Origin of the sequence: Desulfovibrio piger (assembly GCF_951793255.1) — a bacterium.
Classification (GTDB): domain Bacteria; phylum Desulfobacterota; class Desulfovibrionia; order Desulfovibrionales; family Desulfovibrionaceae; genus Desulfovibrio.
The window spans coordinates 2,527,550-2,539,841 of the sequence record NZ_OX636706.1 but is presented as its reverse complement, the minus strand read 5'-3'; the positions used below and the strand labels follow the sequence as shown (position 1 = coordinate 2,539,841).

Below are 12,292 nucleotides of genomic sequence, written 5' to 3'. Positions count from 1 at the left end.
GCACTCCTCTGTGCTCTGTGTGCGCATAGCGCAAAAAACGTTGAATCCTGCCGTTAAAGGCAGGAATTTTTTTTACGCAGTTTCTCCGAGCCTTGCAATACGTTTTTCGGCGCTCAGTGGGAGTTTTCAGAGGGGCAGGCGTCGTGGCGGCGCATCCTTTTCAGATCGCGGAGGGGCGGTTCGCCAAAGAGGCGCTTGTACTCACGATTGAACTGGGCCGTGCTTTCGTAGCCTACAGCCAGCCCCGCGCTGCCCGCATCCATCTCGCCGGCCAGCATCAGACGCTGGGCCTCGTACAGGCGCAGCCGCTTGTGATACTGCAGCGGGCTCATGCCCGTGACCTCCTTGAAATGTCGGTGGAAGGTCGATGTGCCCATGTTGACCTGGCGGGCCAGCTGGCTCACCAGCAGGGGCTTGCGGTAGTTCTTGCGGAGCCAGTCCGTAGCCTGGGCGATGCTGTTGGCCTGGGTGCCGTGGGTATTGAGCTGACGCAGCCCGGCGCCCTGCGGCCCGATGAGCAGCAGGTAGTGGATCTCGCGGATGACCAGCGGCGCAAGGATGGGGATCCGTTCCGGCGTATCCAGCAGGCGGGCCAGACGCAGGAAGGCATCCAGCAGTTCGGGGCTGGTCGTGCCCAGGATGACGCCGCTGTCCGGGCGGGCCGCAGGCGGGACGGCATCGGCCAGTTCCTTGACCATCTGGCCGGTCAGGCTCCTGTCCAGCTCCAGCGACATGGCCAGGAAGGGGTGGTCATGGCAGGCCTGGAGGACGCGGAAGGCGTTGGGCATGTCGATGCCCGTGACCAGGCACTGGCCCTCCCCGTAATGGATCTCCCGGTCCCCCAGCATGGCGATCTTTTCTCCTTGCACGATGATGGATGCCGAAGGCTTGCCGAGGCAGGTCGTGGTGGTGTGGCAGGTCTCGAGCCTGCGCGTGACCAGTCCGGGCACGGGGCTGTGGTACGTGCCCGTGCGGGGCATGTGCTGGAGCAGGATCTCCTTGATGCGGGCATTGATACGGAGCAGTTCAGCGTGCGGGTCGAGCATGGGAACATCCTTAGAAGAAAAAGGCTGCAACGACTTTGAATATAAACAACTTGTCGTAGCCTGAACAGCGGAAGAGAGGATCTGGCAAAAAAAGAGCATAAATGTATCGCCTGCGGGGCAAACCGGCCGTTCATGCTGCCGTGGCAAGGCGGAAAACAGGCTGCAATGGCCTGTATGACCGCCATGTCTGGCCGGACGTGTGCCGCCATGGGTCTTGTGTATTGTCCGAAAGTTTTTTTTGGGGCACAGTGGCCGGAAGCGACGTAAGGCCGGGCATCTCGCCCGGCTGCAAGTTCATCTGGAGGAAGCACCATGAAGTTTTCCCGTATGGCCAGCCTGGTCTGCCTGCTGTGTCTGTTCCCCTTGTCCGTCCCCGTCCAGGCCGCGGACAGCCTGAAGATCTCCAGCACCATCGGTCCGGTGGATGCCGGTATCCTGCCGCTGCTGGCCGATACCTTCAGCAAAAAGACCGGTATCGCCATCAGCATGGAAAAAGCCGGGACCGGCAAGACCCTGAAAAAGGCGGAAAGCGGCACCTTCGACCTGGTGATGGTCCATGCCCGCAAGCTTGAGGACGCCTTTGTGGCTGCCGGTTTCGGTGTGGATCGCCGCGATGTCATGTACAATGACTTCGTCATCCTGGGCCCTGCCGGTGACCCGGCGGGCATCAAGGGCATGAAGAGCGCTGCCGAGGCCTTTGCCACCATCGCCAAGGCCGGTGTGCCCTTCGTCTCCCGCGGGGACAAGTCCGGTACCCATGTCAAGGAAATGGATATCTGGCAGGCTGCCGGCATCCAGCCCGCTGGTGCCTGGTATGAGGTCTATGCCGACGGCGCCAAGGGCAACAAGGCCACGACGCTCTATACGGACAAGAAGCAGGCCTACACCCTGATGGACCGCGCCACCTGGCTGACCCTCAAGGATACGGTCAAGGTCGTGCCTCTGGTGGAGAACGACCCCATCATGCTCAACCTTATCGCCATCATCCGGGTCAATCCCGACAAATTTCCCCAGGTCCACAAGGATGCGGCCCTGAAGTTCGCGGACTGGCTGGTGGGCGATGAAGCCCAGACCATCATCCGTGATTTCGGCAAGGACAAGTACGGGCAGCCCCTGTTCTTCCCCAATTCCGATCAGTGGAACGCCAAGCACGGCAAGTAGTGACTGACGGCAGGGGAGCTTTCGTACACGGGGCTCCCCTGTTTTTTATAAAAGATTTCATAATTTTTTGATACCGAAAAAGCGGGATGTGTCCGTTTAACATGCATGAATATATGATTTTTTTATGCCAGCATTCCCGAGAGATGCTCCTCGGGCCCCTGGGAGGTGCCCGTCTCAGGGAATTCTGGCCTTGACGACAAATTTGATATAGAGCTATATAGCACTTAACTTTTAAAGAAGGATGTTATGCAACCTTTGCAGCTCTCCCCCCGTTATTCCGAGGCCCTGCCCATGTACTACCGTCTGCAGCAGACCCTGATCGACAAGATCATCTGCCAGGACTGGAAGGCCGGCATGCAGCTGCCCTCCGAGCGCGAGATCGCCGCGACCATGGGGATCAGCGTCGGGACTGTCCGCAAGGCGCTGGAAAACATGGTCCACAAGGGCTATCTGAGCCGGATCCAGGGCAAGGGCACCTTCGTGGCCGAGAACACCCTGGATAGGAACAACGTAAAGTACTACAGGTTGCGCAAAAGCCTTACGGACCAGGATACCTCGCTGCGTGTGAGGACGATATCCATAGCCAAGGCCTCGCGGACCGATCCCGTCATCAGCGATTTTTCGCCGGCGCCGGACATCCAGGAGTTCCTCAAGGTCAGCCGTGTGTTCCTGGGGAAGGACGGCGAGACGTTCTGTCCCGTCGTCATGAGCGAGTCCTACATCCCGCTCCCGTTCGGAGAAGGGCTCATGAACATCTCTCCGGCAGAGATGGAAGAGCTTTCGCTGTATCTGCTGATAGAAAAGTACTGCCATTTCCCCGTATTGCGCAGCTGTGAGCAGCTGGGGGTGGAATGCGCCTCCCGGGATGTGGCGCATTATCTGGAAGAGAAGGAAGGGACCCCCATGATCCGCTCCAACATGCTTTCCATGACCTATGAGGATCGCATCGTGGAGTTCCGGCGCAGTCTGATCCGGCCCTGTCCCTTCGGGCTCATGCGCTTCCATGAATTCAGGAAGTGATGTCGTTTTGGGAAAAGGGACTCGGCTCCCTTTTTTTGGTCTTTTAACTGCTATATAGAACCATAGCATATGTGGCAAAAAAGGAGACGATGTATGCAGCCATACATGACCCTGAGTGCAGATGTGCTGATTGTCGGCGGCGGTAGCGCCGGCGTGATGGCGGCTATACGGGCCAAACAGATGGACCCCGGGCAGCGGGTCGTCGTGTTTGAAAAAGGAGACATGCAGTATTCCGGGTGCATCGCCCGCGGCATGGACGCCATGAACATCGTGGCTGTGCCCGGGACCGAAGAGACCCCCGAGCTGTATGTGGAGACCAACAGGGAAGCCTGCCAGGGCATCATGGACGAGCCCGTCAACTATGCCATGGCCAAACGGACCTGGGCCGTCATGAAAGAGCTCATGGACTGGGGGGTCTGCTTCCCCGTGGATGAGAAAGGGCAGTTCGACAAGCTGCAGATCCACTCCAAGGGCAAGTTCTGCATCACCATGAAGGAGCCGGAGCTCAAGACGATACTGGCCAAAAAAGCCTATGAGTACGGCGCCGAGGTCTACAACCGCATCATGACCGTACGTCTTTTGAAGGACGGCGACAGGATCAGCGGCGCTGTGGGCATCAACGTCCGTACGGGAGAGATCGTGGTCTGCAAGGCCAAGAGCGTCATCCTCTGTTCCGGCGGCACGGCCCGTTTCGGTCTGCCTGCCAACGGTTATCTGTACGGCGTCTATGACTTCCCGGGCAATACCGGTGACGGCTACGTCATGGCCTACCGTGCCGGTGCTGAGCTTTCCGGCTTCGAATACACGCTGGTCTATTACATCATCAAGGACATCAACGCGCCCCTCCTGTACATCACCCTGACCCGCGGCGCACACCTGCTCAACGCCTTTGCCCAGGAGTTCCAGGAAGACCATCCCGGCATCCACCTCATGCACATGGAACACCTTGCCGAGCGCGGTCCCATGCGCATCGACATGCGTCACATGAGCGAAGAGAAGATTCGCGAAGTGGAAGACCTGCTGTTCTCCACCGAACGACCGGTGCAGGAGCGGTTCTTCAAGGGCCGCGGTGTCGACTTCCGCACCGGCGAGATCGAGCTCTGGCCCACGGACTGTTACCTTTGCGGCGGGCATGGCCTTACGGGCATCCGCATCAACGAGAAGGGCGAGAGCTCGGTGCCCGGCCTGTATGCGGCGGGCGACGTCTCCCTGGTGGCCCGGGCCCATTTGAGCGGCGCGTTCACCTTTGGCCAGATCACGGCGGAGAACGCCACGGAATACGCCAGCACGCTGCCTGACATGCCGCTGGATGAGGAGCAGGTCCTGGAGGTCATCCGGGATCGTGATGCCAAGCTTGCCCAGGCTGACGGCAAGATCCCCATCGAGGAGTTCGAATACAAGGTGCGCCGCCTGATCAACGATTACATCCGTCCGCCCAAGAACGAATACAAGCTCGACAGGGCCCTCTGGTGGATGGACCGTTTCAAGAAGGAACTCAGGACAGACGTCAGGATCGCCAACAAGCACGATCTGTTCAAGGCCTATGAGGTCGAGAACATCATCCATTGTGCGGCCATGAGCGCCCTGGCCTCCAAGGAACGCAAGGAAAGCCGCTGGGGCCTCTGGCACATGCGCTCCGACTATCCGATGAAGGATGATGAACACTGGATGAAGCACATCGTGCTGAAGCAGGGGGATTCGTTTGATGATATCCGCATTTCCTATGCGCCAATCATAAAGATGTAGGTGTGTCATGAGCGCTGAAAACATCCTTGAAGCCTTGACGGACAATATCGTCGTCGACAAAAGCAAGTGCATTTTTTGTGGCCACTGCGCTGAAAAATGCGTGCTGGACAATATCCGCATCAACCGGGCTCCCTGTTCCGGGGCCTGTCCTCTGGGGCTCAATGTCCAGGGGTACGTGCAGCTCATCGCCAGGGGCCAGGAAGACCGGGCCCGCCAGCTGATCGCTGATGTGCTGCCTTTTGCCCCCGTCATCTGCAGGATCTGTGACCACCCCTGCGAGCATGCCTGCAACCGCCGGGACGTGGACGGGCAGGCGGTCAGCATCAACGGGCTCAAGCGCTATCTTTTTGCCGGTATGCCGGATGGGGAACTGTGTCCGGCTGCCGCGACAGGCAAAAAGGTGGCCATCGTCGGTGCCGGGCCTGCCGGTATGCTGGCCGCATATGACCTGCGCCGGGCCGGGCATGACGTCGCCGTCTATGATGCCGCCCCGAAGGCCGGCGGTCTGCTGCGCAGCGTCCTGCCGCTCTGGAAGCTCCCTGACAGCGTGCTGGACGGCCAGATCGCCATGCTTGAAAAAGGCGGTGTGACCTTCCATCTGGGACAGCGCATCGACAAGGCGGGCCTGGAGGCCCTGCAGGCTGCGCATGATGCGGTCATCCTGGCCCTGGGTGCCGGGGAGGGGCGCGCTTCGGGCATCAGCGGCGAACAGCTGCCGGGGACCTTGCAGGCTCTGGATTTCCTGACCCGCGTCCGCTCCGGGCAGGGCAGGGAACTTTCCGGCAACGTCGTGATCGTGGGCGGCGGCTATGTGGCGCTGGATTGCGCCCAGGCGGCGGTCCGCTGCGGTGCGGAAAAGGTCCTGGTCGTCTATCGCCGTACGGTGGACGACTTCAAGGCCGACCGCGAAGACCTGGAAAAGGCCAGGGCCCTGGGCGTGCGCTTTGCCTTTACCTGGGCCCCGGAACGCATCACTGACGCAGGCGGGCTGACACTGTACTGCCGTCACGATATGGCAAAATTGCCCGGCCAGTGCGTGGACTATCCCGATTTCGATCCTGATGAGGAACGGGCCTTCCCGGCGGATACCATCATCTGGGCCATCGGCCAGCAGCCGGACAGGCAGCTCGTATCCCTTGCGGGAGGCGTCAGCGTCGATCCCGTCACCCTGCAGGCAGGCGAAAAGCCCCTCTTCGTTGCCGGGGACATGGTGGGCGGGGCTTCTTCCGCCATTCGGGCCATGGCATCGGGGCGGCAGGCGGCCACATCTGTCCTGCGCCTGCTGGAAGGCAGCGACCTGTACTATGAACGCAGCTATCCCGGTCCCTTCATTGATGATTATGTTCTGGACATCGCGGAGCCCTGCCGTCATGAACGGCAGCAGGGCAGTGGTCATGTGTGCACGGGCAAGGGCGATTTTGCGGAGACGACGGACGTCTTCACCGCGGAACAGGCCCGTACCGAGGCCTCGCGCTGCCTTTCCTGCGGCGGGCCGACCGGCCATTACCGCAACTGCTGGTTCTGTCTGCCGTGCGAGGTGGAGTGCCCTGAACAGGCATTGTATGTGAATATTCCCTATCTGCTTCGTTAAGCCCCTAAAGAGCGGGGACATTGTGTTCCGGCCTGCATTATACAGGAGACAGGTATGAAAAAGATTCTTGGTCTGATTCTGGCAGTTGGACTTATGCTGGGTGCCTTGCCCGCGCGGGCGGAGTACCCTGACAAGGCCATTACCTGTATCGTTCCGTTTGCTCCGGGCGGAGCCGCCGACATCACGGTGCGGATGGTGGCGGACTATTTGTCCAAAGAGATCGGCCAGCCTCTGGTCATCGTCAACAAAGGCGGGGGGAGCGGCATCCCGGGCCTGAATTTTGGCCTCAAGGCTCGTCCCGACGGATATACGGTACTGGGAGGTTCCATAGGCAATGCGTTCGTCGCCACGTATTTTCTGGGCGCGCCCGCCTATGACATGGACAAGATCGCCTTCGTGGGAGCGTACATGCCCCACGACCGCCTGCTGCTCACCCGGCCCGACAAGCCCTACAAGACCTGGCAGGAGCTGGTGGAATATGCCCGGACCCATCCCGGTGAAGTAGCCATCGGGCACGGTGCCAGCCAGGAAGGTCTGGAAGTGGTCAAGGCTGCCGGCATCAAGGAAGGCGTCTCGTTCAACCAGGTGATGTACAAGAGCGGCGGCCCGGCCACGGCGGATCTGCTGGGCGATCACATCGACGTGTGTGACCTCGGTACGGGTACGGCCGGCTTCCAGGCCGCCCGCAAGGGGGACCTGATCATCATCGCCAACCTGGGCACGGCTGAAGTCCCCTTCTTCCCCGATGTGCCCAAGCTGCGTGATATGGGCGCCCCCTTTGCCACGTCGCTGATGTACGGCTTTGCTTTCCCCAACGGGACGCCGGAAGCCATCCGGCTCAAGTGGGAACAGGCTCTGGCCAAGGTCATGCAGAACAAGGAGCTCCTGGACAAGATGCACGCCGCAGGCTTTACCCCTGCTTTCCTCAACGGCAAGGAATACCGGGAATTTTCCCGTAACTCCACCATCGCCGTGCAGGAGATGCTGAAGTACAACAAGCAGGGGAGCAAGAAGTAGAGCAGCCAACCGTCCCGGAGGCCCCGCCTCCGGGACAAGATGGAGGAAGCGATGTCTGTCGACCGCCTTATCGGGGGCCTGTTCCTGTTTGCCTGCCTCCTGCTGTGGTTCTGGATCATCCCGCAGCAGGTCGTCGGAGAAGAACAGGCATTTTATCCCAGATTGACAGTGATCCTTGTGGCCATCCCTGCGGCCCTGATGTTCCTGCGGAACAAGGGGCGGCGGATCACCCTGGCCTTTTTCCGGGAAGGTTCCGACATCTCGAAGGACCTTGCCGTCAAGATCCTGGTACTTGTCCTGAGTTATATCGTTTTTTTGCTTTGTGTTGAAAAGATCGGTTTCTTTGTTTCGAGTGCGGTCTTTTGTCCTTTGTACATGCTGTTCTTTGCAGAAAGGAACTTCTGGAGGATATCTCTGACGACATGCGGGCTGCTTGGCGGGATCTACATCATCGTGGTCCAGCTGCTCAAGTATCCCCTGCCGGCCGGCCTTCTTTTTTAGCTGATCGTTTTCCCGGAGCGGAATATGCTTGAGAATCTCATGGGTGCCCAGGATCTTGTCCTTTGCTGGGAGAATTTTTTCTGGGCATTTGTCGGTGTTTTTTGCGGGGCCATCATGGGGGCCATCCCCGGTCTGACGGATACCATGGCCATCGTGCTCCTGCTCCCGTTCACGTATTACCTGGGGCCCATCCCCGGCATCGCCATGCTCATGGGCCTTTCCAAGGGCGGCAACTTTGGCGGTTCCCTTCCCGCCATTTTGTTCAACATCCCGGGGACGCCCCAGGCCATGTGCACCACCTTCGACGGTCATCCGCTGGCCATGCAGGGCAAGAGCGGCAAGGCTATGCAGACGGCGCTGTTTTCTTCGGTCACGGCCGATGCCCTGTCGGACCTGGTGCTGATCTTCCTTGCTGCTCCGGTAGCCGCTGTCGCCCTGCATATCGGTCCGCCGGAATACAGCATGGTGGTGCTGTTCTCTCTTGTCGTCATCTCCGTGGCTGCCACGGCCGACCCCTTGCGGGGGCTGCTGTCCACCGCCCTGGGGCTGCTGCTGGCCACTGTCGGCACTGACCCGGAATACGGTACCCTGCGTTTCACCTTCGGGATCATCGAACTTTCTGACGGCATCAGCCTCATGCCCATGGTCATCGGCCTGCTGGCCTTTTCCGAAGTGTTGCTGCAGGCGGAAAATTACTTCCGGCAGCGGCTCAACGGGAAGGGGGCGATGCAGCAGGTGCCCGTCAGCTCCGATCCTGACGACAACCGCATGACGGGCAAGGAATTCAAGATGTGCCTGCCCACGATCGGGCGTTCGACCGTGATCGGCTCCATCGTCGGCATCGTGCCTGGTATCGGGACCACTGTCGGGGCGTATCTGAGCTATCTGTGGGCCCGGCGCAAGTCGAAGACGCCCGAAAAGTTCGGCAAGGGGGCTCTGGAAGGCATCGCGGCCTCGGAAGCGGGGAACAATGCCGTCAACGGGCCCAACCTCGTGCCCCTCGTGACTCTCGGCATCCCCGGCAACCTGGCTGCGGCCCTGATCCTGGGGGGCTTCATGATCAAGGGGCTCGTTCCCGGTCCCCGCTTCATGGAAGACCACGCCCCGCTGCTCTATGCCCTGTTCGCGGTGCTGTTCATCTCCAATATCTTCACCCTGTTCGTGGGGTCGTTCTTCATCCGCTATGCGCGCAGGCTGACCAACATTCCCCGTTCCGCCCTGTATGCCTGCATCCTGGTTTTCAGCATTCTGGGTTCCTATGTGTATAACGGCAACGTCTTTGACGTTTGGGTCATGTTCTGTTTCGGCATATTCGGCTATGTCCTGATCAAGATGTCCCTGAACCTGCCGACGCTCATCGTGGCCTTTTTCCTTGGCGAACTGCTTGAGGAGAAGGTCCGCCAGACCCTGCTGATATCCAACGGCGACTGGACGGTGTTCTTCACACGTCCTCTGGCCTTGCTGTTCATCGTTTTGACAGTCGTCGTCACCTATCTGTACATCGCCAAGATCAAAAAGGCGGCAAGCAGGGTCGTTGAGTAAGAAAGAGCGGCCGGCGGTCCCCGTGACACTGCCGGCCGTTTTTTTGTCTGCAAAAATCGGAGGGCCGTCGCCGCCATGGAAGGCCATGTTTTTGGGTACCGGGGCTTGACCGGGCTCGGTGAAATGCGCCACAATCACTGCTGCAATTTCTTGCAAAGTTACAGTATATCAACTTGTTGAGTATGCATCAGCGCAACAGGAGGGCTGCATGAAACGTCTGACCGTCATCGGTGGTGGCCCCGGCGGCTATACGGCGGCTTTTGCCGCTGCCCGCGCGGGCATGGAAGTCACGCTGGTGGAGGCTGCCCATCTGGGCGGGACCTGCCTCAATTCCGGCTGCATCCCCACCAAGACCCTCAAGGCTTCGGCCGAAGCTCTGGAGACAGCCCTGCGCCTGGCCGAGTTCGGCATCACCTGCGAAGGGACGCCCCGTGTGGATCCGGCCGCCGTGCTGGCCCGCAAGGAAAAGGTCGTCGGCATCCTGCGCGGTGGTCTGGAAAAGGCCTGCGCCCGTCTCAAAGTACGTCTGTGCACCGGTCACGGCAGGGTGCTGGATGCCCGTCATGTGGAAGTGACCATGGCCGACGGCAGTATGGAAGTGGTGGAGAACGACGCCCTCATCCTGGCGACCGGCTCCCGGGTGGCGGAGCTGCCCGGTCTGTCTTTTGACCACACCCACATCCTGAGCAGCGATGATGCCCTGCAGCTGGACCGTGTGCCGCAGCGCCTGATCATCGTGGGCGGTGGTGTCATCGGCTGCGAGATGGCGTGCATCTACCGTGCCTTCGGCGCGCAGGTGACCGTGGTGGAAGGACAGGACCGTCTGCTGCCCATGCCATCCATGGATGCTGAGGTCAGCACCTTGCTGCAGCGCGAGATGAAGAAGCGTCGCATCGCCTGCGAGCTGGGCCGTACCCTCAAGGACGTGCGGGTGGAGGATGGCGTGGTCCGTGCCACGCTGACGGCCTCTCCCTTCGTGGAGAAGCCCACGCCCGCCCAGCAGAAGGAAGTGCCTGTGGAAGCCGACATGGTGCTGGTGACCGTGGGCCGTTGCCCGGCCACGGAAGGCCTGGGGCTGGCCGAAGCCGGTATCGGGACCGACCGCCGCGGCTGGGTCGTGGTGGACGATGCCCTGAAGACCTCCCTGCCCGAAGTGTACGCCATCGGTGATTTGCTGGGCCCCTCCCGTGTGATGCTGGCCCATGTGGCGGCCATGGAAGGCCTGTGCGTGGTGGAGAGCCTGTGCGGAAAACCGCGCGCCATGCGCTATGATGCCGTGCCCTCCGGCGTGTTCACCTCGCCCGAAGTGGGCAGCGTGGGCCTGAGCGAGCAGCAGGCCCGTGAGCAGGGGCTGGACGTGCGTTGCGTCACCTTCCAGATGCGCGAGCTGGGCAAGGCCCAGGCCATGGGCGAACTGCCGGGCTTCTTCAAGCTGGTGGCCGCTGCGGATGGCGGTCGTCTGCTGGGGGCGCACATCGTGGGTGCCCATGCCTCCGACCTGGTGGCGGAAGCCGCCCTGGGCGTGGCCAACGGCCTGACCCTGGAACAGGTGGCCCATACCATCCATGCCCATCCCACGCTGGCCGAAGGCCTGTACGAGGCCGCGCTGCTGGCGCAGGAGGCATAGGAGGCCCCATGCACTGGTTGTTGCTCCTGCTGGCCATCGGCTCGGAGATCGTGGCCACCTCGGCGTTGAAGGAAACACAGGGATTCACCCGTTTGTTGCCGTCGCTGCTCTGTATCGGCGGCTATGCCCTGGCGTTCTACCTGCTCTCGGTGGTGGTCAAATATGTACCCGTGGGCATAGCCTATGCCTTGTGGTCAGGCATAGGGGTGGTCATCGTTTCCCTGGTGGGCTGGTTCTTCTTCCACCAAAAACTGGACCTGCCGGCCATGATCGGGCTGGGCCTCATCGTTGCCGGAGTGGCGGTCATGCATCTTTTTTCCAAAAGCATGGAATTGTGACGAAGAGGGCGGCAGGAGACATCCTGCCGCCCTTTCTTTTCAAGGGGACGCACTTTGTCCAGGGATACCGGCCCTCGTCAAACTGGCCGGCATCCGTCAGCTGTTCCTGCTTTTCCGGAACAGCGGGCACATGTGAAAGAGGAGCTGCTCCGCAGAAGCCTTCCTCTTAGGCAGGCAGCAGGCCTGCCTTCCGCAGCCAGGATTCCACCTGCTGGCGGGCACCGTCCACCCGGCTGCCGCGTATGGCCAGCCCCTCGCCTGGCTTCGCGGAAGGGCAGAGGCGGCGCAAGTCGGCAGGCGCGCTGCCGAGGCCGGAGCCTTCGTGCGTGATGAAGGGGATGAGCGTTTTCCCGTCCAGGGCAGCCGTGGACAGGAAGGTGCGCACCGGTCCGGCAAAGGTGCCCCACCAGCTGGGCGATCCCACGAGGATGACGTCATAGCGGCTGACCATATCCAGCGGATTTTTCAGCGGCGGCAGGAAGCCCTGCTGTTTTTCCTTTTTTGCCTGGCTGACGACCGTATCATAGTCGCGGGGATAGGGCGTGACGGGTTCCAGATCCAGCAGGTCACAGCCGGTCAGGGCCTGGATGTGCCGGGCGATGGTGCGCGTATTGCCCGTATGGGAATAAAAGACGACGAGCATGCGTTGTGCCTCCTGCGTTTGAGGGGCAGCGTGGCCCGTGCCCGGAAGGAACAGGCCGCC

General features: G+C 60.8%; 11 protein-coding genes. 9 read left to right on the top strand and 2 right to left on the bottom strand.

The genetic code is table 11. The annotated features are described in order from the left end of the window. Nucleotides 1-113: 113 nt before the first annotated feature. Complete coding sequence (locus Q4I12_RS11320) at nucleotides 114-1,046, bottom strand: AraC family transcriptional regulator (RefSeq protein ID WP_239463754.1); 933 nt, start codon at nucleotides 1,044-1,046, stop codon at nucleotides 114-116. Between the two features lie 312 nt (nucleotides 1,047-1,358). Between Q4I12_RS11320 and Q4I12_RS11315 the strand changes: the two genes are divergently transcribed. The 9 genes from Q4I12_RS11315 (at nucleotide 1,359) to Q4I12_RS11275 (ending at nucleotide 11,589) form a co-directional block, all read left to right on the top strand. Beyond that, entirely contained in the window at nucleotides 1,359-2,207 is an 849-nt protein-coding gene (locus Q4I12_RS11315) for an ABC transporter substrate-binding protein (RefSeq protein ID WP_168936340.1), read from the top strand. Between the two features lie 246 nt (nucleotides 2,208-2,453). Beyond that, nucleotides 2,454-3,227 (top strand): GntR family transcriptional regulator, encoded by a 774-nt coding sequence (locus Q4I12_RS11310; RefSeq protein WP_168936339.1) that lies wholly within the window; start codon nucleotides 2,454-2,456, stop codon nucleotides 3,225-3,227. Nucleotides 3,228-3,320: 93 nt separating this feature from the next. After that, a complete protein-coding gene (locus Q4I12_RS11305) occupies nucleotides 3,321-4,973 on the top strand; it encodes an FAD-binding protein (protein ID WP_204625573.1) in 1,653 nt (550 codons plus the stop codon). Nucleotides 4,974-4,980: 7 nt separating this feature from the next. Continuing rightward, nucleotides 4,981-6,564, top strand: coding sequence for an FAD-dependent oxidoreductase (locus Q4I12_RS11300; protein WP_302261600.1), 1,584 nt, complete (start codon nucleotides 4,981-4,983; stop codon nucleotides 6,562-6,564). Nucleotides 6,565-6,618: 54 nt separating this feature from the next. Then, the gene (locus Q4I12_RS11295; RefSeq protein WP_168936336.1) at nucleotides 6,619-7,581 is read left to right on the top strand and encodes a tripartite tricarboxylate transporter substrate binding protein; all 963 of its coding nucleotides are present in this window, start codon (nucleotides 6,619-6,621) and stop codon (nucleotides 7,579-7,581) included. Between the two features lie 51 nt (nucleotides 7,582-7,632). Continuing rightward, a complete protein-coding gene (locus tag Q4I12_RS11290; protein WP_168936335.1) occupies nucleotides 7,633-8,082 on the top strand; it encodes a tripartite tricarboxylate transporter TctB family protein in 450 nt (149 codons plus the stop codon). Nucleotides 8,083-8,106: 24 nt separating this feature from the next. Beyond that, nucleotides 8,107-9,624, top strand: a complete 1,518-nt coding sequence (locus Q4I12_RS11285; protein WP_302261599.1) for a tripartite tricarboxylate transporter permease — start codon at nucleotides 8,107-8,109, stop codon at nucleotides 9,622-9,624. Between the two features lie 208 nt (nucleotides 9,625-9,832). Beyond that, nucleotides 9,833-11,251: a dihydrolipoyl dehydrogenase gene (gene lpdA / locus Q4I12_RS11280; protein ID WP_302261598.1), complete on the top strand. Its 1,419-nt coding sequence runs from the start codon at nucleotides 9,833-9,835 to the stop codon at nucleotides 11,249-11,251. A gap of 8 nt (nucleotides 11,252-11,259) precedes the next feature. Next, entirely contained in the window at nucleotides 11,260-11,589 is a 330-nt protein-coding gene (locus tag Q4I12_RS11275; protein WP_204625804.1) for a DMT family transporter, read from the top strand. Nucleotides 11,590-11,755: 166 nt separating this feature from the next. Here the strand turns inward: Q4I12_RS11275 and Q4I12_RS11270 are convergent, their stop codons facing one another. Next, on the bottom strand, nucleotides 11,756-12,232 hold the full coding sequence (locus tag Q4I12_RS11270; protein ID WP_302261597.1) for a flavodoxin: 477 nt from the start codon (nucleotides 12,230-12,232) through the stop codon (nucleotides 11,756-11,758). Between the last annotated feature and the right edge of the window lie 60 nt (nucleotides 12,233-12,292).

What these genes read in the sequence shown, in the direction of transcription:
- Q4I12_RS11320 (WP_239463754.1), bottom strand. Translation starts at nt 1,046, where the DNA reads ATGCTCGACCCGCACGCTGAACTGCTCCGTATCAATGCCCGCATCAAG.
- Q4I12_RS11315 (WP_168936340.1), top strand. Translation starts at nt 1,359, where the DNA reads ATGAAGTTTTCCCGTATGGCCAGCCTGGTCTGCCTGCTGTGTCTGTTC.
- Q4I12_RS11310 (WP_168936339.1), top strand. Translation starts at nt 2,454, where the DNA reads ATGCAACCTTTGCAGCTCTCCCCCCGTTATTCCGAGGCCCTGCCCATG.
- Q4I12_RS11305 (WP_204625573.1), top strand. Translation starts at nt 3,321, where the DNA reads ATGCAGCCATACATGACCCTGAGTGCAGATGTGCTGATTGTCGGCGGC.
- Q4I12_RS11300 (WP_302261600.1), top strand. Translation starts at nt 4,981, where the DNA reads ATGAGCGCTGAAAACATCCTTGAAGCCTTGACGGACAATATCGTCGTC.
- Q4I12_RS11295 (WP_168936336.1), top strand. Translation starts at nt 6,619, where the DNA reads ATGAAAAAGATTCTTGGTCTGATTCTGGCAGTTGGACTTATGCTGGGT.
- Q4I12_RS11290 (WP_168936335.1), top strand. Translation starts at nt 7,633, where the DNA reads ATGTCTGTCGACCGCCTTATCGGGGGCCTGTTCCTGTTTGCCTGCCTC.
- Q4I12_RS11285 (WP_302261599.1), top strand. Translation starts at nt 8,107, where the DNA reads ATGCTTGAGAATCTCATGGGTGCCCAGGATCTTGTCCTTTGCTGGGAG.
- lpdA (WP_302261598.1), top strand. Translation starts at nt 9,833, where the DNA reads ATGAAACGTCTGACCGTCATCGGTGGTGGCCCCGGCGGCTATACGGCG.
- Q4I12_RS11275 (WP_204625804.1), top strand. Translation starts at nt 11,260, where the DNA reads ATGCACTGGTTGTTGCTCCTGCTGGCCATCGGCTCGGAGATCGTGGCC.
- Q4I12_RS11270 (WP_302261597.1), bottom strand. Translation starts at nt 12,232, where the DNA reads ATGCTCGTCGTCTTTTATTCCCATACGGGCAATACGCGCACCATCGCC.